The following is a 25,037-nucleotide window of genomic DNA, read 5'->3' as shown; positions in this document are numbered from 1 at the left end:
TGGCCGTGCGCCCCGCGCTCAGCGTGCCGGGCCGCGCAGCGGCACGGTGCTCTCGTGCCGCGCCTCGGTGCGCGCGCCCCGCCCGATCAGCGCCACCGACAGCGCCGACACCAGTCCCGCGAACGCCACGTAGGCGCAGATCTGCCAGGGCTGGCCGCCACCGGACTTGAGCAGCGCCGTGGCGATGATGGGCGTGATGCCGGACGCGAAAATCCCCGAGAACTGGTAGACGAACGAGATCCCGGTGTAGCGCACCCTGGCATCGAACAGCTCGCAGAACAGCGCCGCCTCCGGTCCGTACACCGCGGCGTAGAGAATGCCGAACGGCACCACGATCGCCAGCCACAGCAGCATGGTGTTGCCGCCGCTGTTCAGCATCAGCCAGAACGCGGGGAAGGCCGACAGCGCGGTGATCAGCGAGCCCCAGAAATACACCCGCGTGCGGCCGATGCGGTCGGAAAGATGGCCGAAGAACGGGATGAAGAAGCACATCGCGATCGCCGCCGCCATCACGCCGACCAGCGCTTCAGTCCGGCTGATATGGATGGTCTGGGTCAGGTAGGTGATCGAGAACACGCCGAAGATGTTGAAGAAGACCCCGTCGATATAGCGCGCCCCCATGCCCTTCAGGATATTGCCGGGGTAGCGCCGCATCATGTCGACGAAGGGAATCTGCGTCTCCGCGTTGCGCTGCTTGATCACGGCGAATTCCGGCGTTTCCTTCACGTTGAGCCGGATATACAAGCCGACGAACACCATCCCCGCCGAGATCAGGAAGGCCACCCGCCAGCCCCACGCCAGGAACTGCGCATCGGTCAGGGTCAGCGACAGCAGCGCCACCACGCCCGAGGCCAGGCACAGCCCGATCGCCAGCCCGATCTGCGGCAGCGACGCGTAGAAGCCCTTGCGGTGCGGTGGCGCGTACTCATACGCCATCAGCACCGCGCCGCCCCATTCGCCGCCCAGGCCGATGCCCTGCAGCACGCGCAGCAGCAGCAACAGCACCGGCGCCAGGATGCCGATGCTGTCGTAGGTCGGCACCAGCCCGATCAGGAAGGTCGAGACGCCCATGATCATCAGCGTCATCACCAGCATGCTCTTGCGCCCGACCTTGTCGCCGAAGTGCCCGAAGATCACGCCGCCGAGCGGGCGCGTGACAAAGCCCACCGCAAAGGTGGTGTAGGCCAGCATGGTGGCCACCAGCGGGTCGTTGCCCGGGAAGTACAGCTTGTTGAAGACCAGGCCGGCGACCACGCCGTACAGGAAGAAGTCATACCACTCGATGGTGGCGCCGATCACGGACGCCAGCGCGACCTTGCGGATCGCCTGTTCGTTGGGGCTAGTCATGCTTGTCTCCTCTGGTGGTGGGCGGCGTCCTCTGGAAGGATGGTTATGGACGCCGGATGCACTGCGGGGTTTGGCCTTGTTATGGATGCCCGGCCTTGGTTGTTCGCAATCAGGACTGGCGCCAGCCCTCAGGCGGCCGCTGCCATCGGGAGCGCGGCATCGGCGGAATGCATTTCCCGCCGTGCGTCCTCGCGGATAAAGTCGGCCGCGCGCTCGGCCATCATCACCACCGGCACGTTGGTGTTGCCCGACACCAGCGTCGGCATCACCGAGCAGTCGACCACGCGCAGCCCGCCCACGCCATGCACGCGCAGGCGCGCATCGACCACGGCGAGCGGGTCGGCGGCCGGGCCCATTTTTGCGGTACCGGAAGGATGGAAGATGGTGGCGCCGTACTCGCGGCAGAAATGCAGGATCTCGTCGTCGCTGCGCACCGCGTCGCCCGGCCGGAACTCGCGTTTCATCAGCCCGCGCATCGGTTCGGCCTGCGCCACGCGCCGCGCGTAGCGCACCGCCGCGACGGTGCAGCGCCGGTCCAGCTCGGCCGACAGGTAGTTGGGCTGCATCGACGGCGGCTCGAACGGATCGGTCGAGCGGATCCGCACCGTGCCGCGCGACTCGGGCCGCAACTGGCATACCGAATAGGTGCAGCCGGAGAACGGATGCACCATGCCGCCCGCCATGTCGGCCGACAGCGTCGAGAAATGGAACTGCGTGTCCGGCGTGGCGCTTTCGTGCGGCAGGGCGCGGCAGAACATCGCGCCCTGGTTGATGCCGATCGCCAGCGGGCCCTTGCGCAGCAGCAGCCATTCCAGCCCCATGCGCGCCTTGCCCGTCAGCGTGCGCAACTGGTCGTTGGTGGTGATCGGCTTTGCCACCTCGTAGATCAGCCGGATCTGCAGGTGGTCCTGCAGGTTCTCGCCGACGCCCGGCAGCGCATGCACCACCGGTACGCCCAGGTCCTGCAGCAACGGCGCCGGCCCGACGCCCGACAGCTGCAGCAGCTGCGGCGACTGCAGTGCGCCGGCGCACAGGATCACCTCGCGCCGCGCCCGCAGGATATGGGGCCGGCCATGCTGCGTGTAGCGCACGCCCACGGCGCGCTTGCCTTCGAACACGATGCCGGTGGTGTGCGCGTCGGTTTCCACGCGCAGGTTGGCACGCCCGCGTGCCGGGCGCAGGTAGGCCACCGCGGTGGAGCAGCGCCAGCCCTTGCGAGTGGTCAGCTGGTAGTAGCCCACGCCCTCCTGGTCGCCACCGTTGAAGTCGGTCTGGCGCGGCAGGCCCAGCGCCTGGCCGGCGGCGATGAAGGCCTCGACCAGCGGATGCTGCCGGTCGATCGAGGTGGCGTTCAGCGGGCCGTCGGTGCCGCGCGTGGGGCCGGCGCCGAGGTCGTTGTTCTCGAGCTTGCGGAAGTAGGGCAGGCAGTCGTCCCAGCCCCAGCCGGGATTGCCCAGTGCCGCCCAGTGGTCGTAGTCCTCGCGCTGGCCGCGCACGTAGATCAGGCCGTTGATGGCGCTGCTGCCGCCCAGCGTGCGCCCGCGCGGCCAGTAGATGCGGCGGTTCAGCATGTTGGGATCGGGGTCGGTATAGAAGCCCCAGTTCACCTGCTTGTGGAACATGGTCTTGCCATAGCCGATCGGGATATGGATCCACGGGTAGCGGTCCGGCGGGCCGGCCTCGAGCAGGCAGACCGAATGGCGGCCGTCCTCGCTGAGCCGGTTGGCCAGCACGCACCCGGCCGAGCCGGCCCCCACCACGATGTAGTCAACGGTTTGCGACATCGTCGCTGTCTCCTGTATTGGCCGTCAGGCGCGTCGGCCCGCCCGGCTTGCCTCTATAATTTGAAACGTTCTGTTCCGGATTTTATTTTTCGAAGCCGGAATGGAAAGCCCAATCGCGAGGAGACGCCGGTTGTGAAACAGAACATGCCAATCCCGTTTCAGAATCGCACCGCAGCAGAGGACGGGGCGGTGGAGGAGGATGCCCGCAGCCTGCGCGTGCTGGCGGTGCTGTTAAGCCTGGCGCGGGCGCAGCAACCGCAGACGCTGTCCCAGCTGGCGCAGCGCCTGCATGTGCCCAAGGCGACGCTGATGCGCCTGCTGGCGGCGCTGGAGCGCAGCGGCTTCGTGGTGCGGATGCCGGCCGAGCGCGGCTATGTGCCCGGGCCGGCCGCGGCGGCGTTGTCGCTGCAGACGCTCAGGAGCCCGCCGCTGCTGCGCGAATGCCGCGCCATCCTGGCCCGGCTGGTGGCACGGCTGGGCGAGACCTGCAACCTGACCGCGCTCGACGGCGACCGCGTGCTCTACGTCGAGCGCGTGGAGACGCACGAGCCGCTGCGCCTGCAGCTGTCGCCCGGCATCCATGTGCCGCTGCACTGCACCGCCAGCGGCAAGCTGTTCCTGTCAGCGATGAACCGGCTCGAGCGCCAGCAGATGCTCAGGCGCCTGGACCTTGCCGCGCATACGCCGCGCACGCTCGCCGACCTGCCCGGACTGAACGCCGAACTCGACCGCCTGGCCGCGCGCGGCATCGGCGTCGACCACGAGGAATTCGTGCGCGGCATGTGCGCGGTAGCGGTGCCGGTACGCGAACCCGATGGCGCCGGCCCGGGCCGGGTGGTCGCCGCGATCGCCTGCCATGCGCCGACCGCGCGGGCTTCGCTGGAAGCGCTGCTGCAGGCGGTGCCGACGCTGCAGGGGGCGGCGCGGGAGATGGGGGCGGTGTTGTGCGGGCACTGAGCCGGCTGCAAGGCGCTGCTCAGCGCTTGCGAGCGCCAGCCGCCGCCACCGCGCGCGCGGCCAGCAGCGGCACCGGCTCGGCCATGACGGTCTCGCCGGCCCGGCGCATGACCAGTTCGCGAAACAGGCGCGCCGGCATGCGTGGCGTGAGTTCTTCGTTCCAGACCGCGACCACCGGCTCCACGCGGCTGTCGAGTTCGAAGCGAAGCACCTTGCCTACCTTGGCCAGGGTCAGTTGCGCGGCAATGCGCTCGGGGAACACCGACAGGAAATGACCCGCCTGCAACAGGCTGGCCGTGGCGGCCACGTCGCTGGTGCGGATGCCCAGCGCGGGCGCGGGCGCGCCCAGCGTATGAAACGCCGCATGCAGCAAGTGCAGCATGCGCGAGCCGGCCACCGGAATGCACCATTGCTGCCCGGACAGTTCCCGCGCCGTCAGCTTGCGGCGTGCGAGCAGCGGATGGTCCGGGCTGGCGACGATCACCACCTTCTGCGCCGGGACCACCGGCGCCGCGCGCAGCCCCGGTAGCGACAGGCGCGGATCGTCATAGGCGAACAGCAGGTCCAGCGAGCCATCCACCAGTTGCTCCGCCAGCTCGCCGATGCCGCCTTCGATCACGCTGATCTCCACGCGCGGATGGTCGCGGTAGAAGTCGCTCATCGCCCGAGCCAGGAAGGGCTGCACCGACATGGTCCGGAAGGCGATGCGCAACGCCCCCTGGCTGCCGGCTCGCACCGCCTGCAGCGATTCGGCGAGCCGTTCCATTTGCGCCAGCAACACCGCCGCATGGGCCGCCATCTCCCGGCCGGGCTCGGTCAGGTGCAGGCCGCGGCGGCTGCGCTCGAACAGCGGCATGCCGACGATGTCTTCGATCTCGGCCAGGGTCTTGGACACCGCGGCGGGGCTGACATGAAAGCGCGCGGCGACGGCGGCGGCGGTCGGCATTTCGCTCAGCGCCAGCATGATGCGCAGGTGGCGTAGCTTGAGGCGGCCCAGCAGAGCGTGGGTGAAGGCTTCGGCGGGCATGGGGCGGCCAATGATCGGTGGAGCGGCTCATTCTACAAGTTAACCATTTGCTCAACAAACTGCGACTTTAATTCGCTTTTAGTGTCAGGACGCTTCCCATATATTCGGCGCATCCCCGCATGCATTCCAAGCCATCACGAGGCAACCAGACCTCAGGAGGAGACCCATGGAAGCCATGAGCCATTTGCGCTCGACCCTGCGCGGCGTGCCTGCCGGCGCAACCTTGCGCGCGCGGTCGGTCGCGCATCCCACCGAACGTTTCACGCTAGCCGGAGCCAGCCCATGCGCTTTGTCATTGCCCTGATGCGGCATGAAACCAATACCTTTTCGCCGATTGCCACGCCCCTGAGCGCGTTCAACCGCGGCAGCACCGACGGCCCGCTCCACGGCGACGACGCGGTGCGCGCCTGCCAGGGCACCAACAGCGCCGCGGCCGCGTTCATCGATATCGCACGGCGCCAGGGCGACGAGTTCGTGATGCCATTGATGGCGAACGCGGTGCCCAGTGGCATGGTGACGGCGCAAGCCTTCGAGTCGATGGCGGCCAGCATCGTCGCGGCGGTACTTGCAGGCTGCGATGCCGTGATGCTGGACCTGCACGGCGCCATGGTGGCCGAGGGCTATCCGGATGCCGAAGGCGAACTGCTGGCACGCATCCGTGCCGCGGCGCCGCAGGTGCCGATCGCGGTCTCGCTGGACTTCCACGCCAACTTCAGCGCCGCGCTGGTCGACAACGCAACCGTGATCGCCGGCTACTGCACCTATCCGCACGTGGACGTGTACGAGACCGGCGCCCGTGCCGCCCGCACCCTGATGGCGGCGCTGCGAGGCGAGGCCCGCCCGGTCTTGCTGTGGCGCACGCTGCCGATGCTTACCCACATGCTGCGCCAGACTCCCCTCGCGCAACCCATGAAGGACATCATGGAGCGGGCGATGGCGGCCGAGCGCGATGGCGAGGTGCTCAATGCGTCGGTGTTCGGCGGCTTTCCGCTTGCCGATATCCCGCATGCCGGCCTGGCCGTGGTGATCGTGGCCGAGGCTGCCAGGATCGAAGCGGGGCAGCGCCTGCTCGACGAGCTCTGCGGCATGGCGTGGCAACGCCGGGCCGATTTCGTTTTCCCGATCGAGCCGATGGCGGCATCCATCGCGCGCGCCAGGGCGCTTACGCAGGGGCCGGTGGTGCTGGTCGACCATGGCGACAACTGTGGCGCCGGCGGGCCGACCGATGAGATGACGGTGCTGGGCGAAGTCCTGCGCCAGGGGCTCGAAGGCGTGGTTGCCGGGCCGTTCTGGGACCCGGGCGCAGTGGCGGAACTGATCGCCGCCGGCGTCGGGCAGACGGTCACGCTGGATGTGGGCGGCAAGACCGACATGCCCGCGCTGGACCTGAAGGGCCGCCCGCTGCGGCTGAGCGGCCGGGTGCAGTGCATTACCGACGGCAACTACCAGGTCACCGGGCCTATGTTCACGGGCATGAAGCTGAGCCTGGGCCGCACCGTGGTGCTGGATGTCGCGGGCACGCTGGTCGTGATCTGCGAGAAGCCGCAGGAGCCGTTCGATACCGGCGTGTTCACGCACGCTGGCATCGACCTGGCGCGCCGCAAGTACATCCTGATCAAGTCGCGCCAGCACTTCCGCGCCGGGTTCGAGCCCATCGCCAGCGAGATCGTGCTGGTGGCCGGCCCCGGTGTCTGCAGCTCTGACTACAGCCAGTTTCCGTTCCGCAACCTGCGCCGCCCGATCTATCCGCTGGACGCGCACGCGGTGCCCGATGCCGCCTGAGCGCATCCGCCGCCATCAACCGGAGTGACCCACATGCGACTTCCGAACCCCTTGCAACGGCTCGCCGCCGTGCTGGCATTGGCCCTGGGCGCCAGTGCATTGCCTGCCGTGGCGACCGCCGCCAGTGCCGACGCGCCCGTGCGCATCGTCGTCGGCTTCGCGGCCGGCGGCGCGCTCGACATCTTCGCGCGCACGCTCGCTGAAAAGCTGCGTGTTTCGCTCGACACGCCGGTCCTGGTCGAGAACCGCCCCGGCGCATCGGCGCGGCTGGCGCTGGAAAACGTCAGGCGCGCGCCGCCGGACGGCAGGACGCTGCTGATCTCGCCCGCGCCGCCGTTCACCATCTTGCCGCTGACCTACAAGCGCCTGGCCTATGACCCCGACAAGGACCTGATCCCCGTCGCCTACCTGGCCGACGTGCCGCTGGTGGCGTCCGCCAGCGTCAGCCAGCCCTATCGGACCATGCCGGAATACCTGGCATGGGTGAAGCGCAACCCGGACCAGGGCGGGGTCGGGCTGGTCACGCTCGGCGGGTCTATCCACTTCGGGGTGCTGTCGCTCAGCAAGTCGATCGGCGTGCCGTTGCTGCCCACGGCCTATCGCGGCGCCGTCATGATGCTGACCGATGAGATCGGCGGCACGCTGCCGCTGGGTATCGACGCGGTGGGCGGGCAGATGGAGCTGTACCGGGCGGGCAAGATCCGTTTCCTCGGCGTCACCGGGACGCGCCGCTCGGCGCTGCTGCCTGATGTGCCGACGCTGGCGGAGGCGGGGGCGCCGGGTTTCGAGGCGGCGTCCGGCTGGTACTCGGCCTTCGTGCCGGCGGGGACGCCGCCGGCTGCGGTGGCGAGGATCGAGAAGGCGCTGCTCGACGCCGTCAAGGATCCCGCGGTGCGCGACAAGATGTCGGCGCTGGGCATGGAGATGAACGGCAAGCCGGGGGATGCGCTGCGCAAGCTGATCCAGGCGCAGCGCGCGCAGTGGGCGCCGGTGGTGGCGGCCTCGGGCTTCACGGCCAGCGAATGAGGCCAGTCGGGTATCGCTTGCTGCCTAGCCCGTGCGCACGGGACCGTGCCGCAACGCCAGCCCGACCCGTTCCCGCAGCATCGGCAGCACCTCGCCTTCAAACCACGGATGCCGCTTGAACCAAGGCTGGTTGCGCGGTGACGGATGCGGCAGCGGCACGAACGCGGGGGCATAGTCCTGCCATGCCCTGACGGTTTCGGTCAGCGTGGGCTTGCGGCGCGGCCCGAGGAAATGGCGCTGCGCGTACTGGCCGACCAGCAGGGTCAGCGCGATCGACGGCAGCTGCGCCAGCAGGCGCTCCATCCACAACGGCGCGCATTCGGGGCGCGGCGGGTTGTCGCCGCCGTTGCCGCGGCCGGGGTAGCAGAAGCCCATCGGGATGATGGCGAATTGCGAGGCGTCGCAGAAGGTGGCGTCGTCGACGCCAAGCCACTGCCGCAGCCGCTCGCCGCTGGCATCGTTCCAGGGAATGCCGGTCTGGTGCACGCGCGTTCCCGGCGCCTGGCCGACGATCAGGATGCGCGCGCCCGCGCCCGCGCGCACCACCGGTCGCGGCCCGAGCGGCAAGTGCTGCGCGCAGGCGCGGCAGGCGCGGACCTCGGCCAGCAGGGCGTCGAGGGCGGTGGACTGGTGACGGCGGTTTTGGTCGGGGCGGGGCTGCCTGGCTGGCATGGATCAGATGTCCGGAAAGCGCGCTTTCGTGCGGCTTCGCAGTAAGTTGGCCGATGCCGCGCGCATGGCGTATTTTACAGGGGCGAGGCGCCCCTGCCGCCGGACCGGCCGGCGCAAAGTCGTGCGGAGCCGTGGACCGGTTCCCGCATGCCCGGCGGTGCCCCGGCCGTCACAGGAGCCCGCCATGCTCGACGCACTTCGCAACGCGCTTTGCCGATTCACCATCGCCTGCTGCGTGGGCCTTGCGGCGTGCGGAGGCGGCGGAGGCGGCGGAGGCGGCGACGGCGACAGCGCGGGCGGCGCAGGCGGAGGCGGTGGCGGAGGGGGCGGCGGCAGCGGCAATGGCTCGCTGACGCTGTCGGTCTCCGGCCTGCCGGCCGGGACGCCGGCGGCGATCACGGTGTCGGGGCCGGGCCAGTTCCGCCAGGCCGTGGCCCAGTCGACCACGCTGTCCAACCTGCCAGCCGGCAGCTATACCATCACGGCCGCCGATGTGCTCACCGGCACTGCGCTGCGCAAGCCGCAGCTGCCGACGCAGGTGGTCGCGGTGCCCGCGGGCGCGGGCGCTACCGCCGGCGTCGCCTACGGCGCGCCGGAATCGATGCGGTTGTCGCTGACGCAGGTGCCTGGCGAATTCTCTGCGCCGATCTTCCTGACCGCACCCGCCGGCGATGCGCGCCTGTTCGTGGTGGAGCGCGCCGGCCGTATCCGCATCGTGCGCGACGGCGCGCTGCTGGCCACGCCGTTCCTCGACATTGCCGCGCTGACCACCACCGACGGCGAGCGCGGACTGCTGTCGATGGCGTTCGATCCCGACTATGCCGCCAACGGCCGCTTCTACGTCTATTACACCGATACCAGCGGCGCCATCACCATCGCGCGCTACCACGTCTCGGCCACCAATCCGGATCTTGCCGACGCCGCGGGCACGGTGCTGCTGTCGATCCCGCACCCCACCTTCTCCAACCATAACGGCGGCCAGCTCGCGTTCGGCCCCGACCGCATGCTCTATGTCGGCACGGGCGACGGCGGCGGTGGCGGCGATCCGGCGGGCAACGCGCAGAATGCGGCAACGCTGCTCGGCAAGATGCTGCGCATCGATGTCAGCGGGGCGTCGGGCTACGGCGTGCCGGCCGGCAACCCGTTCGTTGGCCAGGCCGGCAGCCGCGGCGAGATCTGGGCGCTGGGGCTGCGCAACCCGTGGCGGTTCTCGTTCGATGCGGGGTCGCTGTATATCGCCGATGTCGGCCAGGAGCAGCGCGAGGAGGTCAATATCGCGCCTTCCGCCAGCGCGGGCCTGAACTACGGCTGGAACCTGACCGAAGGGTCCGCGTGCGTGGGCGCAGCCAACTGCGACAAGAGCGGGCAGACCCTGCCCGTGTTCGAGTACGGCCACGAGGCAGGCGGCTGCGCCATCGTCGGCGGCTACGTGTATCGCGGCAGTGCCAGCCCGGCGCTGCACGGGCGCTACTTCTATTCCGATCTTTGCACGGGTGCGCTGCAGAGCATTGTGTATCGCGATGGCGCTGCCACGGAGCCGGTCGACTGGAACGTCACGGTCCCGGGCAGCGTGTTCTCGTTCGGCGTGGATGGCGCGCAGGCGCTGTATGTGCTGGCCGATCCGGGCACGTCCGCGAACAGCGGGCGGGTCTACCGGATCGATGCCTCGGGCGGCACGCCGTGAGCGGCCGCCGCGCGTCGTCCCGCCTCAGCCCGCGTTGGTCTTGCGGCCGACGCTCCGGATCAGCTTGTCGACGCGCGCCAGGTACTGGTCGAACATCCGGTTCGCCTGTTCCTGGCTGTCGATCGGTTGCAGCACGGTGCGGCCCTCGGCCTCCAGCTTGGCGCGGATGTCCGGCTTGGCCAGCGCTTCGCCGATGGCCTTGCGCAGCACCGCCACGCGCTCTGCCGGCGTGCCTTGCCTGACGAAATAGCCGCCGCCGATGGTGTATTCGAAGTCCGGCACCAGCCGGCTCTGCGAAATCAGCGGGACCGACTTGAGCGCGGGCGGCAGCGCCCGCGAGAAGCTGGTCAGGATCTTCAGCCGGCCCTGCTGCTGCATGCTGTCGAAGCTGGACTGGTAGGGCAGGATGGCAAAGTCGACCTCGCCGCCGGCAAGCCCCTGCAGCGCCGGGGCGCCGCCCTTGTAGGGCACGTGCAGGAACGACACGCCCAGTCGCGCGCCCAGCGCGTCGCCCATCAGGTGATAGATCGAATCAATGCCGACGGTGGCGTAGGTCAGCGCCTTGCCCTTGCTTTGCCGGGCGAACTCGATGAACTTGTCCAGGCTGTCCGCGGCAATGCCGTTGCGCACCATCAGCACGATGTTGGCGTCGCTGATCGGCGCGGCCAGCAGGAAGTCCTGCGGCTTGTAGCGTGCCGCGGGGTTCAGCAGCGGCGCGAGGAAGACCTCGTTGATGGAGCCATGGAAGAAGGTGTAGCCGTCGGCCGGCGCCGCCAGCACCTTGTTGGCGCCGATCAGCCCGGTGCCGCCGCCGTAGTTCTCCACCACCACTTGCTGGCGCACGCTTTTGCTGATCGATTCGCCGAAGATGCGCGCCGACGCATCGCTGGCGCCGCCGGCGGGGTAGGGCACCACCAGCGACAGGGCCTTGGCGGGGAAGGCGTCGGCCGCAAACGCCGGCAGCCCGGACAGTACGGATGCGCCGGCGGCAAGGCCGGCGTGTTGCAGGAAGCGGCGGCGGTTCAGTGTAGCCATGGGGTTGTCTCCTCGGTTTTCTCTCAGACCAGATAGCTTTGCGCCAGGTGCGCCCAGAACGCGGCGCCGACCGGCAGGGCCTTGTCGTTGAAGTCGTACAGCGGGTTGTGCACCATGCAGCCGCCGTCTTCGCCCAGGCCGTTGCCCAGACGGATATAGGCGCCGGGCCGGTGCTCGAGCATGTAGGCGAAGTCCTCGCTGCCCATCACCGGCGGGCGCTCGACCACGTTGTCCGCGCCCACCAGCCGGATCGCGGCCTGGCGTGCGAATTCGGTCTGCGCGGCGTGGTTGACCAGCACCGGGTACTTGCGCTCGTAGACCACCTCGGCCTGCAGCCGGAAGCTCTGGGCCTGGGCCGTGACAAAGGCCTGGATGCGCTCTTCGACCAGCGTGCGCACGCGCGGGTCCAGCGTGCGCACGCCGATCTTGATGGTGGCGGTGTCGGGGACCACGTTGTAGGTGGTGCCCGCCTGCAGGGCGCCCACCGTGATGACCGCCGACTTGAGCGCGTCGATCTCTCGGCTGACGATCGATTGCAGCCCCAGCACCATGCTGGCCGCACCCTGCATCACGTCGATGCCGTGGTGCGGCATGGCGCCGTGCGCGCTGCGCCCGCGCAGCGTGACCGTGGCGCGGTCGAACGAGGCCATGGCGGGGCCGGCGATCACGCCGATCTGTCCCACCGGCAGCCCCGGCGAGTTGTGCAGCGCATAGACCTCGTCGCACGGGAAGCGCTCGAACAGCCCGTCTTCCAGCATGCGCAGCGCGCCGCCTTCGTTCTCTTCGGCGGGCTGGAAGATCAGGTTCAGCGTGCCGTTGAAGTCGACCGACTCGGCCAGGTAGCGTGCGGCACACAGCAGGATCGCGGTGTGCCCGTCATGGCCGCATGCATGCATCTTGCCCGCGATGGTGCTGGCATAGTCCAGGCCGGTCTGCTCCTGGATCGGCAGCGCATCCATGTCGGCGCGGATGCCCAGCGCCTTGCCGCCGTCGCCCTTGCGCAGCGTGCCGACCACGCCCGTGGTGCCCAGGCCGCGATGCACGGCGTAGCCCCATGCCGCCAGTTGCTCGGCGACGAGGTTGCTGGTCTGGCGCTCTTCGAAGGCCAGCTCCGGGTGCGCGTGGATCCTGCGGCGGATCGCGACGAACTCCGGCGCAAGGGTGTGGATGGAGGGCTGCAGGTCGGCGGGCAGGATTTGGGTCATGGCGGCGGGGGAAGGTGGTGGTGGTTCAACGCATTCTCGCTGCAGGCGTGCGCCGGAACCATGACAACGATAGCGACAAATCGTTGTATAAAATGCAACGATAAGAAAATCGCGCAGGAGGCCGGAAGATGGAAGACGTGCTGGACCGCAAGCGGGCGCTGTGCCTGCTGCAGATCATCGAAACCGGTTCGGTGCGCGGCGCCGCCGACGTGCTGGAACTGGACCCGTCGGTAGTCAGCCGTGCCGTGGCCAAGCTGGAGCAGGACACCGGCCTGACCCTGCTGGAGCGGCGCGGGCGCGGCGTGGTCGCCACCGATGCGGGGCGGCTGCTGGCGCTGTTCGCCCGGCGCCAGCAGGACCTGAACGACACTTTCCTGGCCGAGGTGAACAACCTGAAGAACGCCCAGCGCGGCCATGTCGAACTGTCCTTCGGCGAAGGCTTTGTCGACCTGGTGCTGGAACCGGTGCTGCAGGGCTTCCTGCGCCAGCACCCCGACGTCACCTGCAGCATCCAGGTGGCGGGCACCGACGAGACCGTGCGCCTGCTGCTGGAGGACCTGGCCCATATCGGCTTCGTGTTCCAGCCGCCCGACGATGCGCGGCTGCATTCGCACTATTCGCGGCTGTCGCCGATCCGCGCGCACGTGCACAAGGACCATCCGCTGGCGCGGCGCCGCCGCGCGCTGACACTGTCGGACCTGGCGCAGCACCAGGGCGCGTTCCTGACCGGTTCGTTCGGCGTGCGCAAGCATGTGCAGGCGGCCGAGCTGGACGAACACATCACGCTCAAGCCGATGCTGGTCACCAATTCCTTCAAGGTGCTGTGGGAGTATGCCGCGATGGGGCTGGGCTATATCCTGACCGCGCGCTCGGTGCCGCTGAAGGAACCGCACATGCGGCAGCTGGTATCGCTGCCGCTGGCCAATCCCATCCTGAACAACAGCCGCATCCACATCCTGACGCGCGCCGGCCGGCATTTGTCGCCGGTCGCGGACGGGCTGCTGCGGCACCTGGTCAAGGCGTTTCCGGTCGCCTGACACGGCGCGGCCTGCAGCGGCGGCGAACGGAGCGTTCGGGAATGGCAGAGGCGCAGCGGCCGGATTGCGGCGATCATGCGGTTTGCTTCCCGTCCGCCCTGCGCCCCGTCATGCACGTCCATCTGCAGTCTTCCATGCACGCCAGCCTGCAGCAGCTGTTGCTGGCGTTTCCGCTGTCGGTCGGCGCCGGACGCGGCCGGGTGGTGGTCAGGCGGCGCGGCTACGAGCGCGTGTTGCTGCCCGGCCAGCGCGCCATCCTCGCCCCGTTCGAAGCCTTTGCGCTGCGCCTGGACGGCAGCAGCGCCCAGCCCGCGGCGTGTTCGCTGGAACTGCTGGGGCTGACCCCGGCACAGCCGTCGGAATGCCTGTATCACCGCATTGCCAAGCGGGTGTTCCTGCAGCCGCAGTACGCGTGGAATGCGGCCTTTATCGCGGAACGGCTCGGCATGTCCGCGGCGCAGCTGCGCCGCGCGCTGTTCGCACAGGGGACCGCGCTGACCGACCTGTGCCGCACGCAGCGGCTGATGCGGCTGCTGTTCGACGTGATGGCGGGCGACGCGGGCCTTGCCGAAGCCAGGCGGCGGGTAGGGTGGCCGGCCAGCGTTGACCTGGACTGCGCCTTCTATGATCGCTTCGGCGTCACGCTGGAAGCCGCGCGGCGGCTGTCCGGCCCGCACGTCATGCCGCGGCAGCGCTCGGTGGCGTAAGCCGCGCGATGCGGGCCGCGGCTGTACCGCGCCGCGGTTTGCGAGATAATCCGGCGTTACGCCCGGGAAGGATGTCATGCGCTTTGATCTGGTCGACCTGAAACTGTTCACGCATATCGCGGAGGCACAGAGCCTGACCGGCGGTGCGCAGCGCTCGCACCTGTCGCTGGCCGCGGCCAGCACGCGCATCAAGAACCTGGAGGAACACGTCGGCGTCAAGCTGCTGAGCCGCAGCAGCCAGGGGGTGAAGGTGACCGGGGCGGGCGAGACCCTGCTGGCCCATGCGCGCCGCGTGCTGCGCCAGCTGGAGCAGCTGAGCGGCGACCTGCAGGAATACGCGGCGGGCGTCAAAGGCCACGTGCGCGTGTTCGCCAACACCACCGCCATGAGCGAGTTCCTGCCGGCGGTGCTGCGCAGCTACCTGGTCAGCCATCCGGACGTGACCATCGACATGCACGAACGCCTCAGCCCGGATATCGTGCGCGCGGTGCAGGAGGGCATCGTCGACATCGGCATCATCGCCGGCAACGTGCGCACCGAAGGGCTGCAGGTGATGCCTTACCGGCGCGACCGGCTGGTGCTGGCCACCGCGCTGAGCCATCCGCTGGCCGAGCGCGGCCGCGTGGATTTCATCGATACGCTCGACTACGACTTCATCGGCCTGCCCGAAGACAGCGCCATCCACAACTTCCTGAAGCGGGCCGCGGCCGACCTGCAGCGCAACCTGCGCTGGCGCGTGCAGGTCAGCAATTTCGAAACCGCCTGCCGCATGATCGAGGCCAACGTCGGCGTGGGCGTGTTGCCCGAGACCACCGCGCGCCGCCACGCCAGGGCGATGGCGCTGCGCATCGTGCAGCTCGACGACGAATGGGCCGAGCGCCAGCTGCAGATCTGCGTGGCCGACCTCGACGCCTTGCCGCTGTTCGCGCGCAAGCTGGTAGACCTGCTGGTCGAAGACGGCCAGGGCCGCCAGGACTGAACCCGGCCGGCTACGCCTGGCCCGCGAGCAGTTGCCGCAGCTGGTGCTTGAGCAGCTTGCCGCTGGCCGTGGCCGGCATGGCCGCGACGCGCACGATCCGCTCGGGGCGCTTGTAGGGCGACAGGCGCTCGACCAGATAATCATGCAGCGCTGGCGCGTCGAAGCGCTCGCCTTCGCGGAGCTCGACGAAGGCGATCACTTCCTCGTTGCCGTCCGCGGCGGGCTGGCCGATCACGGCCGACACGCGCACCGACGGATGCGTGTTGATCACCGATTCGACTTCGATCGGATAGACGGTGAAGCCCGAACGGATGATCAGGTCCTTGGTGCGGCCGACGATAAACAAGGCGCCGTCGGCGTCGAGCCGCCCGATATCGCCGGTGTTGAGCCAGCCGCCCGGGCGCAGCGCGTCGGCGGTCAGTTCGGGCGCGCGGTAGTAGCCGCGCATCACGCCCGGCCCGCGGATCCATAGTTCGCCCGGTTGTCCCGGCGGCACCGGCTTGCCGTCGGGGCCGACCACCTGCAGGTCGGCGCCCGCGACGATCTCGCCCGCGGCGCAATCGGTGCGCGGCCGGTCCATGCGCGTCACGAAGATCGATCCCGCGTACTCGGTCATGCCGTAGCCATGGTGCAGCGGCTGGCCGAACGCCGCTTCGACATCGCGCTTGAGCGTGGGGTCGAGCGGCCCGCCGCCGGTGTAGAGATAGCGCAGGCGCGGCGACGGCTGCAAGGGCGCACCCGTTGCACGCACATGGGCCAGGATGCGGCTGAACATGGTCGGCACGCCCTGCAGCAGCGTGATGGCGCCGTCGCGGATCGCCGCGGTCAGGTCCGCCGCGTTGAAGCGCGCGCACAGGTACAGGCTGGCGCCGGCGTGCAGCGTCGAGACCAGCAGCGTGCCGAAACCGAACACATGCGATATCGGCATCACCGCGTAGGCGCAGTCGTCCGGCCGCATGCGGCGCGAGGCCACGGTCACGTCGGCGAAGTGCAGCAGGCCGCGGTGGGTGACCATCACCCCCTTCGGTTGTGCGGTGGTGCCCGAGGTGTAGACCAGCGCGGCGACGTCGCGCGCCAGCGCTTCGGGCTCGCGCGCGGCGGTCTCGTCGACGGCGCCTGCCATCAGCGGGCCCAGGCCGGCCGGGGCAATTTCCCGGGCGCGGTAGCGCACGCCGTGGCGCAGCGCATCGGGCGAGGCGGCGTGGGTGAACAGCATCAGCCGCGGGCGGCAGTGGGCGCGGATGACTTCGATTTCACGCTCGGACAAGCGGGCATTGACGACCACCGGCCAGGCGCCCAGTTCCGACAAGGCGAACACCAGCGTGATCACCGCCAGGCAATTCTCTGCGACCACCAGCAACCGGTCGCCGGTGCCCACGCCCTGCGACTGCAGGTAATGCTGTGCGTCTTCGATGCCGGCCCACAGTTGCGCATAGCTGGTGGTCCGGTCTTCCTCGAAGACGGCGACATGGCCGGGCGTGTGCGCGGCCCAGTGGCGCGGGATGTCGCTGATGCGGGTAATGGGGGCTCGGTCCGGTGGCATGTTTCAGGCGTCCTGGTGCGGGCAAAGTGTCCGCCACTGTGGCATCAATAGCGTTCGAACACCGCGGCAATGCCCTGGCCGCCGCCGATGCACATGGTTTCCAGGCCGTAGCGGCCGCCGCGGCGCTGCAGTTCGTGCAGCAGCGTGGCCAGGATGCGCACGCCGGTGGCGCCGATCGGGTGGCCCAGCGAGATGCCCGAGCCGTTCACGTTGAGCTTCTGCTCGATCGCGTCCTGGTCCTGCCAGTCCCAGCCCTTGAGCACGGCCAGCACCTGGCAGGCAAAGGCCTCGTTCAGCTCGACCAGGTCCATCTGGTCGAGCGTCAGGTTCAGGCGCGCCAGCAGCTTCTTCACCGCCGGCACCGGGCCGATGCCCATGTGCGAGGGCTCGCAGCCGGCAGCGGCCCAGCCCACCAGCGAGGCCATCGGGGTCAGGCCCAGTTCGGCGAGCTTGTCCTCGGCCACGATCAGGCAGGCGGCCGAGGCATCGTTCTGCTGGCTGGCGTTGCCCGCGGTGACGGTGCCGTTGGGCATCAGCACGCGCAGCTTGGCCAGGCTTTCGGGCGTGGTCTGCGGGCGGAAGCCTTCGTCGCGCGTAAAGGCCACCGGATCGCCCTTGCGCTGCGGCACCTGCACCGGGACGATCTCGGCATCGAAGCGCCCGGCCTCCCAGGCCGCGGCAGCGCGCTGGTGGCTGCGCACGGCAAAGGCATCGGCGTCTTCGCGGCTGATGCCGTAATCGCGCGCCAGGTTCTCGGCGGTCTCGATCATGCCGGAGATCTTGCCGAAGCGCTCCACCGGCTGTGAGCGTTCGCGGCCGCGATCGAGACGGTCGAAGAAGCGCACGTTGCCGGAGCGCGCGCCCCAGCGCATATCGGTGGTGTAGTACTCGATATTGCTCATGCTCTCGACCCCGCCCGCGATCACCACGTCGGCGGCGCCGCTCTGCACCATCATCGCGGCGGTGACGATGGCCTGCAGGCCGCCGCCGCAGCGGCGATCGAGCTGCATGCCCGGCACTTCCACCGGCAGGCCGGCCTGCAGCGCGGCCCAGCGGCCCACGCACGGCACTTCGCTGTTGGCGTAGGACTGGGCAAAGACGACGTCGTCGATGCGCGCGGGATCGATGCCGCTGCGCTCGACCACGGCGCGCACGGCGGTCGCGGCCAGCTCTTCGACGGGCACCGGGCGCAGGCTGCCGCCAAAGGTGCCAACGGGGGTGCGAAGCGGGGTGACGATTGCAGCTCTGCGCATGGAAGTCTCCTTGGAATTCGGTATCGGGTGAACCATCAAGTTAGTCGGTGGGCGCCGTCCCGGGAAGGGCCGGGCAGGGCGATGAAGGCCGCGCCGCACTGGCGCAGCAGCGCATGGGCCTGGCGCTCCAGGTCCGCGCGGTATTCGGGGGCAGCGATATCCAGCATGCGGCGCACGCGCTGCGACAGGGTCTGGCCGCGCAGGTCGGCCACGCCGTGCTCGGTGACGATCAGGCCGGCGTCGGCGCGTGGCGTGCTGACCGGGCCGGACAATTGCGCGACGATGCGGCTCGCGCCCCTGGCGGTCGCCGGCAGCGCCACGATCGGCAGGCCGCCGCGGCTGCGCGCGGCGCCGCGCAGGAAATCCACCGCGCCGCCGACGGCGCCGACATAGACACCCGCGGCCACTTCCGCATTGACCTGGCCGGTCAGGTCGACCTCGATCGCGGAATTGATCGCGGTCAGCCGGTCGATGCCGGCGAGCACTTCGGGGTGGTGGGTATAGGCGGTCTCGCGCAGCTGCAGTTGCGGATTGCGATGGGCCCAGCGCCGCAGCCGCTCGCTGCCCATCAGGATGCCGCCGATGCCGATGCCGGTATCGATGCTCTTGCGTGCGTTGGTCAGCACACCGGCCTCGGCCAGCGCGGCAATGCCGTCGCCGACGGCGCCGCTGTGCAGCCCCAGGTCGCGGCGGTCATGCAGCGCCGCCACCACGGCCTCCGGCAGGTTGCCGATGCCCATCTGCAGGGTCGCGCCGTCCTCGACCCAGCCGGCGATATGGCGGGCGATGGCCTGCTCGGCCGGACCGGGGGCGCTGCGCTCCAGACTGATGGGCGGGTGCAGCGCCTCGACCTGCAGGTCGATCTGCTCCGCGGTGAGATAACGGCTGCCGTGGGTCCACGGTACTTCGGAGTTGACTTCGGCAATGACCACGCGCGCCCGGTCGAGCGCGGCGGGCAGGTATTCATGCACCAGGCCCAGGCTGTGGCGCCCCTGTTCGTCAGGCGGCGAGACCTGCACCAGCACCACGTCCGCGCGCAGCGTGCCGTGCCGGATCAGCCCCGGCAGGTGCGAGTAATGGCTGGGCACGATGTCGAGCACGCCCGCGCTGGCCAGCCGGCGGTGCGGCCCGCTGGCGGCGTAGCCGAAGAAGTCGATCACATCGGCATGCTCCGGCTGCAGCGTGTCCGACTGGCCGATGCCGACGAAGACGCCGAGCCGCCCGTCGCGGGCGAGCGCATGGCGGTGCTCCACCAGCGCGCGCGTCAGCGTCAGCGGCTCGGCGGTGGCTTGGCCCCACCAGAGGTGGTCGCCGGGGCGGATCAGGGTTTGCAGTCGGGAGGCCAGGTCGTGCATGTCCACAAGGCAAGGTTCGGCCGGCCAGTGCCGGATAGCCCAGAGCATGTGGCCAAAGCTGCGTTTGCGCTATTTGACAATGCCAATGGCCGGCTTTGGCGATGCCGAAACACGCCGCCGGCCCCGACTTAAGCCGCGCGGAAGGCGCGCTTTCGGAAAGGCTGATTGTCCTGCCGGCGGAACGCCGCGACCATTGCGGCTATCAACCGGGCGCCGGCGAGCCGCCGGATCCCGGACGCCACCTACAGACCGCAAGGCAGCGCCATGATCGAACAGACCCTATCGAACAACTTCCACGAAATCCGCGATGCCATCCGCGCGCTGTGCGCGGAGTTCCCCGACGAGTACTTTCGCAAGGTGGATGAACAGCGCGCCTATCCCGAGGCCTTCGTCAATGCGCTGACCGCGGCCGGCTGGCTTGCGGCGCTGATTCCGCAGGAATACGGCGGCTCCGGACTGGGGCTGACCGAAGCCTCGGTCATCATGGAAGAGATCAACCGCTGCGGCGGCAATTCCGGCGCCTGCCACGGCCAGATGTACAACATGGGCACGCTGCTGCGGCACGGCTCGACGGCGCAGAAGGAAAAGTACCTGCCGAAGATCGCCTCGGGCGAATGGCGCCTGCAGTCGATGGGCGTGACCGAGCCCACCACCGGCACCGACACCACCAAGATCAAGACCTCGGCGGTGAAGAAGGACGGCCGCTACGTCGTCAACGGGCAGAAGGTGTGGATCAGTCGCGTGCAGCACAGCGACTTCATGATCCTGCTGGCGCGCACCACGCCGCTGGCCGAGGTGAAGAAGAAGAGCGAGGGCATGTCGATCTTCATGGTCGACCTGCACGAGGCGCAGAAGAAGGGCCTGACCGTGCGCCCCATCCCCAACATGGTCAACCACGAGACCAACGAGCTGTTCTTCGAGGACCTGGAAATCCCCGAGGAAAACCTGATCGGCGAAGAGGGCAAGGGCTTCAAGTACATCCTCGATGGCCTCAATGCCGAGCGCACGCTGATTGCCGCCGAGTGCATCGGCGACGGCTACTGGTTCATGGACCGGGTCACGAAGTACGTGAAGGAGCGTGAAGTGTTCGGTCGCCCCATCGGCCAGAACCAGGGCGTGCAGTTCCCCATCGCCGAGTCCTTCATCGAGCTGGAGGCGGCCAACCTGATGCGCTGGAAGGCCTGCGAACTGTTCGACAAGCACGAGTCCATGGGCGCGCAGGCCAACATGGCCAAGTACCTGGCCGCCAAGGCCAGCTGGGAGGCCGGCAACGCCTGCCTGCAGTTCCACGGCGGCTTCGGCTTCGCCTGCGAATACGACATCGAGCGCAAGTTCCGCGAAACCCGCCTGTACCAGGTGGCGCCGATCTCGACCAACCTGATCTACTCGTTCGTCGCGGAACACGTGCTGGGGCTGCCGCGCTCGTTCTGAGCGGGACGCCGCCGCCTCGCAACGAGGCCGGCGGTGTTCCATCCTGCTGCCGGGGCGGGCCACTGATGGTCGGCTCTCTGCGAAAAATAACTTAATTGGCAGACAAGAAACAGTAAATTGATTTTTGGCGTTCTGGTAGTGCAAGCTACATGTGGCGAATGCGGAGCCTTGGTTCCGCGCCACCGGCCGACTCCCGGCACCGATCCCTGAGCTGATTCACCGGTTTGGCGGGGGCCGCCTGCGCCTGGCTGCCGGTGCTGCTGGCTTCGGGACACTGTAGCGTCCGTCAAGGATAAGCACTATGTCGCAGCAGCAGAATCGCCCCGGCGTTGTCCGCAAGCGGGATGCCGGCATGCATTTCCGGCTGACGCCGCTGGCAGGCGTGGTGGCAGGACTGGTGTACGCCGGGGGCGTGCAGGCGCAATCCAATGTCACGCCGTCGGGCACCTACGGACCCGGAGCCTACGGTACGGCGTTCCAGTTCTTCGGCACCGACGGTGTCATCCAGGGCAGCACCACGATCTACCCGAAGCCGCCATATCCGACAGGCTTCGGCGGCGCCGGGGTGTCCGTATCCAGGCAAGGCTCGGCCACCATCAATCCCGACCTCGGCCCGTCACCGGGCGACATTGTCATCGAGTCGGACTATCGCTTTGGCGCGCCCAACACGGCACTATACGTGGCCAACGGCACGCTGACCGTGGTGGGCAGCAGCATTCCGGGCCGGCTGACCTATGTGCGTGGCCACGGCCAGGGCGTCGACGGCGTCTATGTTCCCGGCGAGACCGGCCCCTCGCTCTTCACCGGCGCGCGCATGGTCATGTCGGCCGATGGCCCGGGTGCCCACGCGATCAACGCCTATGGCGGGTTTGCGTCGGTCGACGTGCGGGATTCCACGCTGCTGACCACGGGCAGCGGGCATGGCGTGCTCGCCTGGAACAATGCGTCGGTGAAGCTCACCAACACCGATGTCACGGTGCAGGCGGCCAATGTCTACGGCATTTATGCCACGGCCGGCGCCAGGCTCGAAACCAGCGGCGGCAGCGTGAACACCAGCCTCGCCGGCGCCAGCGGGGTCGTGATAAACGGCGCGACCGGCGCGATGGCCGGTACCGATGTGACCACGCAAGGCGCCAACGCGCATGGCATCTTCGTCAGCAGCGGCACGTTGAACATGCAGGCGACCACGGTGACGACCACCGGCGCAAGCGCCCGGGGCCTGTACGTTGCCGGCGGCGCTACTGCGGTGGCCAGCGAGAGCCAGTTCGCCGCGCAGGGCGACTCCAGCATTGGCGCCTGGATCAACGGCGCCGGATCGTCGCTGACGATGACCGGCGGCGCCCTCAGCGGTGCCCGGGTCAGTGGCCATGGCGCCTACGTCAATGGCGGGGGCACGCTGCGCGCCACCGATACGGCGATCTCCAGCGCCGCCGCAGTGGGGATCTACGCCGTCGGCACCACGGTGGAACTGACCCGCGGCACGGTGTTCGGCGGCACCTATGGCATCTACCTGAACGATGGCGCGACGCTGCGCGCCACCGGCACGGCGATCACCAGCGCAAGCGGTGCCACGCGCGGCGTGCAGGCCGTGGCATCGGCGCTGGACCTGACCGATGTCTCGGTCAGCACCGCCACGGCGGACGACCACGCCATCTACGCGTACAACGGTACCACCTTGCAGGCGCGCAATCTCACGCTGGCCACGCAGGGCCAGAACGCCTATGGCCTGCGGCTGATCGGTGCGCCGTCGGCACAGATCGATGGCATGGTGGTGCGCACCGCGGGCGCCGGCGCGCACGGGGCGGTGTTTGAGGGCGGCACCAGCGCCTATGCCGGCAGCAACTTCGATATCGCCGCCAGCGGCGGCGGCATGGGCATCTATGCCTGGCAAGGCACCACGCTGAACCTGGCGGGCGGCCGCGTCGATACCGGCACTGCCGCCAATGCCCACGGCATCTATATCAACGACGCCACGGTCGCGCTCGCGCGCAACGCGCAGGGCGCAGGCGTGGCGGTCAATACCGGCGGCGCGGGTGCCCATGCGGTGCGGATCAGTGCGGGCGGCCGCTTCAGCGCCACGGGCGCATCGTTGCACGCCGCCGGCGCCGATGCGGCGGGCATCCATCTGCTTGGCGTTGCGGACGCGGCCTCAGCCGCCGCCATTGCCAACGCAGCGCCGGCACCGGGGCCGGTGGCGCCGCCCAACGATGACGGCTCGCCGGCGCCGGTGTCGTCGGCACCGCCGCTGCCGTTGCTGGGACAGCCGCTGAACACGACCGAAACCGTGACTCTTGCGGACAGTTCGGTGGTGTCCGACGCCGGCGCGGCGATCAGCGTCGCGGGCGGATCCTCCACCATCGCGGCGACCAATGCCACCATTCAAGGCGTGGCGGCGTTGCAGGTGCTGGGCCGGCAGGATGCGTCCAGCGGCACGCCGGTCACGGTCCCGGGCGTGGTGACGATGAACGCCAGCGCTTCGACACTGACCGGCGCCGCCGTCACGGGCAGCGACAGCCGGTCCACGCTGAATCTCTCACAGGGCAGCCGCTGGAACGTGACGGCCAGTTCGGTGCTGACCAATCTTGGCAATGACAGCAGCGTGATCGACGTGCAAGCCGCACCCGGCCTGCCGCTGGGCCGGCGGCGCTCGCTGCGGGCCAGCCCGATTCCCGGCAACGCGTACCACACCGTCACCGTCCGGGGCGAGTACTCCGGCAGCGGCGGCGTGGTGGCCCTGAACACCTTTCTCGACGCCGGCGGCAGCCTGGCGCAGCAGTTCACCGATCGCCTGCTGGTCCAGGGCACGGCAAGCGGCACCACCACCATTCAGATCAAGCCCGTCGCCACCAGCCCGGGCGCGATCACCTCGCCGGCGGGCGTGGTCAATGCCAGCGAAGGCATTTCGGTGGTCCAGGTCGCCGGCGCCTCCACGCCGGACGCTTTCGCGCTGAAGGGCGGCTATGTCACGGCGGCCAATTCGCCCTACGCCTACCGGCTGAACGCCTATGGCCCGGGGTCGCCGATCAGCGCCGCCGATGCCAATGCGTCGCTGGTGGGCAATGCCTCGGCGTACTGGGACTACCGCCTGCAAAGCGCCTATGTCGAGCCCGACGGCCCGGTGGTGCCCGATCCCGACCAGCCGCTGCCGCCCGATGCCCGGCCCGCGGTGGCGCCGCAGGTGGCGTCCTACCTGAGCGCGCCGGCCGCATTCCTGCACGCGGGCGTGCTCGACCTCGACACCCTGCACCGGCGCCTCGGCGAAGTGCGCGACGACCGCACGCTGGCGCGCGACCAGGGGCCCGGCGAAATGTTCTTCCGCGCCTATGGCGGCGATTTCCGCTACACCAGCAACCGGCCGTTCGAACGCTACGGCTACGACGCCAGCGGCGACTACGCGGCCATCCAGCTTGGCGGCAACCTGTTCCGCCAGCAGGACGAGGCCGGCCTGTGGCGCTTCGGCCTGGCCGGCTCGATCGGATGGCTGCACTTTACGCCGCACGCCGTCGACGGACAGAGCCGCACCCGCGCCACCATCTACCGGGTCAGCGGCTACGGCACCTATCAAAGCCAGCAGGGCTGGTATGTCGACGGCATCCTGTCAGGCGGCTGGTTCAATGGCGACGTCTCGACGCAGGCGCGCGGCCGGGCCAGTTCGATGGATGGCAGCCTGTTTGCCGCGTCGATCGAGGCCGGCTATCCGTTTGCCATGCCATACGGCCTGAACCTCGAGCCGCAGTTGCAGCTGATCGGCCAGCATGTGAGCTTCCGCAACGATATCGACATCGACGACCTCGAGGTCAACATCGGCTCGCAGAACCAGCTGCTGGGCCGCGCCGGGGTGCGCCTGACCCGCCCCATTGCGGTCGCGGGCGGCCGCCTGACACCATACCTGGGCTTCGACCTGTTCCACGCGTTCACCGGTGGCACCAATGTGCACGTCGGCGAGGTGCAGTTCGAGTCCGGGAAACTGGGCGATGCCTACCAGCTGTCGATCGGGGTCAACGGGATGCCGACGGGGCGGCTGTCGCTCTATGGCCGGGTCTCGTACCAGCATCAGATGGGCAGTGGCGGGGTACAGGGGTGGCTGTTCAATGCGGGGGCGCGCTACCTGTTCTAGGTTTCGGCCCGGGCGGCAGTCCCCCGGTGGTGATCCGGCCCTGATCCTGAACCGTCACATCAAGAAACCTGCTGCCATGGGCAGCGGTTTTTTTGG

Annotated in this window: 18 protein-coding genes; 9 read left to right on the top strand and 9 right to left on the bottom strand. The window is 69.1% G+C overall.

The window, feature by feature from the left end:
- Nucleotides 1–18: 18 nt before the first annotated feature.
- Nucleotides 19–1,347 (bottom strand): MFS transporter, encoded by a 1,329-nt coding sequence (locus tag CBM2594_RS22105; protein ID WP_116358902.1) that lies wholly within the window; start codon nt 1,345–1,347, stop codon nt 19–21.
- A 128-nt stretch (nt 1,348–1,475) separates the two neighbouring features.
- Entirely contained in the window at nt 1,476–3,131 is a 1,656-nt protein-coding gene (locus CBM2594_RS22100; protein WP_116358901.1) for a GMC family oxidoreductase, read from the bottom strand.
- A gap of 132 nt (nt 3,132–3,263) precedes the next feature.
- On the opposite strand from CBM2594_RS22100, the gene CBM2594_RS22095 reads away from it, so the two are divergent.
- Nucleotides 3,264–4,088: an IclR family transcriptional regulator gene (locus tag CBM2594_RS22095; protein ID WP_116358900.1), complete on the top strand. Its 825-nt coding sequence runs from the start codon at nt 3,264–3,266 to the stop codon at nt 4,086–4,088.
- Nucleotides 4,089–4,107: 19 nt separating this feature from the next.
- On the opposite strand, the gene CBM2594_RS22090 is transcribed toward CBM2594_RS22095, so the two are convergent.
- Nucleotides 4,108–5,115: a LysR family transcriptional regulator gene (locus CBM2594_RS22090; protein ID WP_116358899.1), complete on the bottom strand. Its 1,008-nt coding sequence runs from the start codon at nt 5,113–5,115 to the stop codon at nt 4,108–4,110.
- 282 nt (nt 5,116–5,397) lie between these two features.
- Here CBM2594_RS22090 and CBM2594_RS22085 point away from each other — a divergent pair, with 282 nt between their 5' ends.
- Entirely contained in the window at nt 5,398–6,897 is a 1,500-nt protein-coding gene (locus CBM2594_RS22085; protein WP_116358898.1) for a M81 family metallopeptidase, read from the top strand.
- A gap of 33 nt (nt 6,898–6,930) precedes the next feature.
- Nucleotides 6,931–7,923, top strand: coding sequence for a tripartite tricarboxylate transporter substrate-binding protein (locus tag CBM2594_RS22080; RefSeq protein ID WP_116358897.1), 993 nt, complete (start codon nt 6,931–6,933; stop codon nt 7,921–7,923).
- 24 nt (nt 7,924–7,947) lie between these two features.
- On the opposite strand, the gene CBM2594_RS22075 is transcribed toward CBM2594_RS22080, so the two are convergent.
- Nucleotides 7,948–8,595, bottom strand: coding sequence for a uracil-DNA glycosylase family protein (locus tag CBM2594_RS22075; protein WP_116358896.1), 648 nt, complete (start codon nt 8,593–8,595; stop codon nt 7,948–7,950).
- 184 nt (nt 8,596–8,779) lie between these two features.
- Between CBM2594_RS22075 and CBM2594_RS22070 the strand changes: the two genes are divergently transcribed.
- Nucleotides 8,780–10,279 carry a PQQ-dependent sugar dehydrogenase gene (locus CBM2594_RS22070; protein ID WP_116358895.1) on the top strand — a complete coding sequence of 500 codons (1,500 nt, stop codon included), beginning with the start codon at nt 8,780–8,782 and terminating at the stop codon, nt 10,277–10,279.
- Between the two features lie 24 nt (nt 10,280–10,303).
- On the opposite strand, the gene CBM2594_RS22065 is transcribed toward CBM2594_RS22070, so the two are convergent.
- Nucleotides 10,304–11,314, bottom strand: coding sequence for a tripartite tricarboxylate transporter substrate binding protein (locus CBM2594_RS22065; RefSeq protein WP_116358894.1), 1,011 nt, complete (start codon nt 11,312–11,314; stop codon nt 10,304–10,306).
- Between the two features lie 23 nt (nt 11,315–11,337).
- On the bottom strand, nt 11,338–12,519 hold the full coding sequence (locus tag CBM2594_RS22060; RefSeq protein ID WP_116358893.1) for a M20 aminoacylase family protein: 1,182 nt from the start codon (nt 12,517–12,519) through the stop codon (nt 11,338–11,340).
- A gap of 128 nt (nt 12,520–12,647) precedes the next feature.
- Here CBM2594_RS22060 and CBM2594_RS22055 point away from each other — a divergent pair, with 128 nt between their 5' ends.
- The 3 genes from CBM2594_RS22055 to CBM2594_RS22045 all read left to right on the top strand — a co-directional run bounded on the left by CBM2594_RS22055 (nt 12,648) and on the right by CBM2594_RS22045 (nt 15,242).
- Entirely contained in the window at nt 12,648–13,556 is a 909-nt protein-coding gene (locus CBM2594_RS22055; protein ID WP_116358892.1) for a LysR family transcriptional regulator, read from the top strand.
- 134 nt (nt 13,557–13,690) lie between these two features.
- Nucleotides 13,691–14,263: an AraC family transcriptional regulator gene (locus CBM2594_RS22050; protein WP_232346712.1), complete on the top strand. Its 573-nt coding sequence runs from the start codon at nt 13,691–13,693 to the stop codon at nt 14,261–14,263.
- Between the two features lie 76 nt (nt 14,264–14,339).
- The gene (locus tag CBM2594_RS22045) at nt 14,340–15,242 is read left to right on the top strand and encodes a LysR family transcriptional regulator (RefSeq protein ID WP_116358890.1); all 903 of its coding nucleotides are present in this window, start codon (nt 14,340–14,342) and stop codon (nt 15,240–15,242) included.
- Between the two features lie 10 nt (nt 15,243–15,252).
- Here the strand turns inward: CBM2594_RS22045 and CBM2594_RS22040 are convergent, their stop codons facing one another.
- From CBM2594_RS22040 to CBM2594_RS22030, 3 genes are read right to left on the bottom strand one after another with little or no spacing between them, the layout of a single operon-like run.
- The gene (locus CBM2594_RS22040; RefSeq protein ID WP_116358889.1) at nt 15,253–16,785 is read right to left on the bottom strand and encodes a class I adenylate-forming enzyme family protein; all 1,533 of its coding nucleotides are present in this window, start codon (nt 16,783–16,785) and stop codon (nt 15,253–15,255) included.
- A gap of 44 nt (nt 16,786–16,829) precedes the next feature.
- Nucleotides 16,830–18,038 (bottom strand): acetyl-CoA C-acetyltransferase, encoded by a 1,209-nt coding sequence (locus CBM2594_RS22035; RefSeq protein ID WP_116358888.1) that lies wholly within the window; start codon nt 18,036–18,038, stop codon nt 16,830–16,832.
- Between the two features lie 35 nt (nt 18,039–18,073).
- Nucleotides 18,074–19,393: an acetyl-CoA hydrolase/transferase C-terminal domain-containing protein gene (locus CBM2594_RS22030; protein WP_116358887.1), complete on the bottom strand. Its 1,320-nt coding sequence runs from the start codon at nt 19,391–19,393 to the stop codon at nt 18,074–18,076.
- 264 nt (nt 19,394–19,657) lie between these two features.
- Here CBM2594_RS22030 and CBM2594_RS22025 point away from each other — a divergent pair, with 264 nt between their 5' ends.
- Both CBM2594_RS22025 and CBM2594_RS22020 read left to right on the top strand, forming a co-directional pair.
- A complete protein-coding gene (locus tag CBM2594_RS22025) occupies nt 19,658–20,824 on the top strand; it encodes an acyl-CoA dehydrogenase family protein (RefSeq protein ID WP_116358886.1) in 1,167 nt (388 codons plus the stop codon).
- A 301-nt stretch (nt 20,825–21,125) separates the two neighbouring features.
- Complete coding sequence (locus CBM2594_RS22020) at nt 21,126–24,941, top strand: autotransporter outer membrane beta-barrel domain-containing protein (RefSeq protein WP_116358885.1); 3,816 nt, start codon at nt 21,126–21,128, stop codon at nt 24,939–24,941.
- The last annotated feature ends 96 nt before the right edge of the window (nt 24,942–25,037 follow it).

The sequence above is a fragment of the Cupriavidus taiwanensis genome, assembly GCF_900249755.1.
In the GTDB taxonomy this organism is placed as follows: domain Bacteria; phylum Pseudomonadota; class Gammaproteobacteria; order Burkholderiales; family Burkholderiaceae; genus Cupriavidus; species Cupriavidus taiwanensis_D.
The sequence above is the reverse complement of the archived record's forward strand: the minus strand, read 5'-3'. Positions and strand labels throughout refer to the sequence as shown.

What these genes read in the sequence shown, in the direction of transcription:
- CBM2594_RS22105 (WP_116358902.1), bottom strand. Translation starts at nt 1,347, where the DNA reads ATGACTAGCCCCAACGAACAGGCGATCCGCAAGGTCGCGCTGGCGTCC.
- CBM2594_RS22100 (WP_116358901.1), bottom strand. Translation starts at nt 3,131, where the DNA reads ATGTCGCAAACCGTTGACTACATCGTGGTGGGGGCCGGCTCGGCCGGG.
- CBM2594_RS22090 (WP_116358899.1), bottom strand. Translation starts at nt 5,115, where the DNA reads ATGCCCGCCGAAGCCTTCACCCACGCTCTGCTGGGCCGCCTCAAGCTA.
- CBM2594_RS22085 (WP_116358898.1), top strand. Translation starts at nt 5,398, where the DNA reads ATGCGCTTTGTCATTGCCCTGATGCGGCATGAAACCAATACCTTTTCG.
- CBM2594_RS22080 (WP_116358897.1), top strand. Translation starts at nt 6,931, where the DNA reads ATGCGACTTCCGAACCCCTTGCAACGGCTCGCCGCCGTGCTGGCATTG.
- CBM2594_RS22075 (WP_116358896.1), bottom strand. Translation starts at nt 8,595, where the DNA reads ATGCCAGCCAGGCAGCCCCGCCCCGACCAAAACCGCCGTCACCAGTCC.
- CBM2594_RS22070 (WP_116358895.1), top strand. Translation starts at nt 8,780, where the DNA reads ATGCTCGACGCACTTCGCAACGCGCTTTGCCGATTCACCATCGCCTGC.
- CBM2594_RS22065 (WP_116358894.1), bottom strand. Translation starts at nt 11,314, where the DNA reads ATGGCTACACTGAACCGCCGCCGCTTCCTGCAACACGCCGGCCTTGCC.
- CBM2594_RS22060 (WP_116358893.1), bottom strand. Translation starts at nt 12,519, where the DNA reads ATGACCCAAATCCTGCCCGCCGACCTGCAGCCCTCCATCCACACCCTT.
- CBM2594_RS22055 (WP_116358892.1), top strand. Translation starts at nt 12,648, where the DNA reads ATGGAAGACGTGCTGGACCGCAAGCGGGCGCTGTGCCTGCTGCAGATC.
- CBM2594_RS22050 (WP_232346712.1), top strand. Translation starts at nt 13,691, where the DNA reads ATGCACGCCAGCCTGCAGCAGCTGTTGCTGGCGTTTCCGCTGTCGGTC.
- CBM2594_RS22045 (WP_116358890.1), top strand. Translation starts at nt 14,340, where the DNA reads ATGCGCTTTGATCTGGTCGACCTGAAACTGTTCACGCATATCGCGGAG.
- CBM2594_RS22040 (WP_116358889.1), bottom strand. Translation starts at nt 16,785, where the DNA reads ATGCCACCGGACCGAGCCCCCATTACCCGCATCAGCGACATCCCGCGC.
- CBM2594_RS22035 (WP_116358888.1), bottom strand. Translation starts at nt 18,038, where the DNA reads ATGCGCAGAGCTGCAATCGTCACCCCGCTTCGCACCCCCGTTGGCACC.
- CBM2594_RS22030 (WP_116358887.1), bottom strand. Translation starts at nt 19,393, where the DNA reads ATGCACGACCTGGCCTCCCGACTGCAAACCCTGATCCGCCCCGGCGAC.
- CBM2594_RS22025 (WP_116358886.1), top strand. Translation starts at nt 19,658, where the DNA reads ATGATCGAACAGACCCTATCGAACAACTTCCACGAAATCCGCGATGCC.
- CBM2594_RS22020 (WP_116358885.1), top strand. Translation starts at nt 21,126, where the DNA reads ATGTCGCAGCAGCAGAATCGCCCCGGCGTTGTCCGCAAGCGGGATGCC.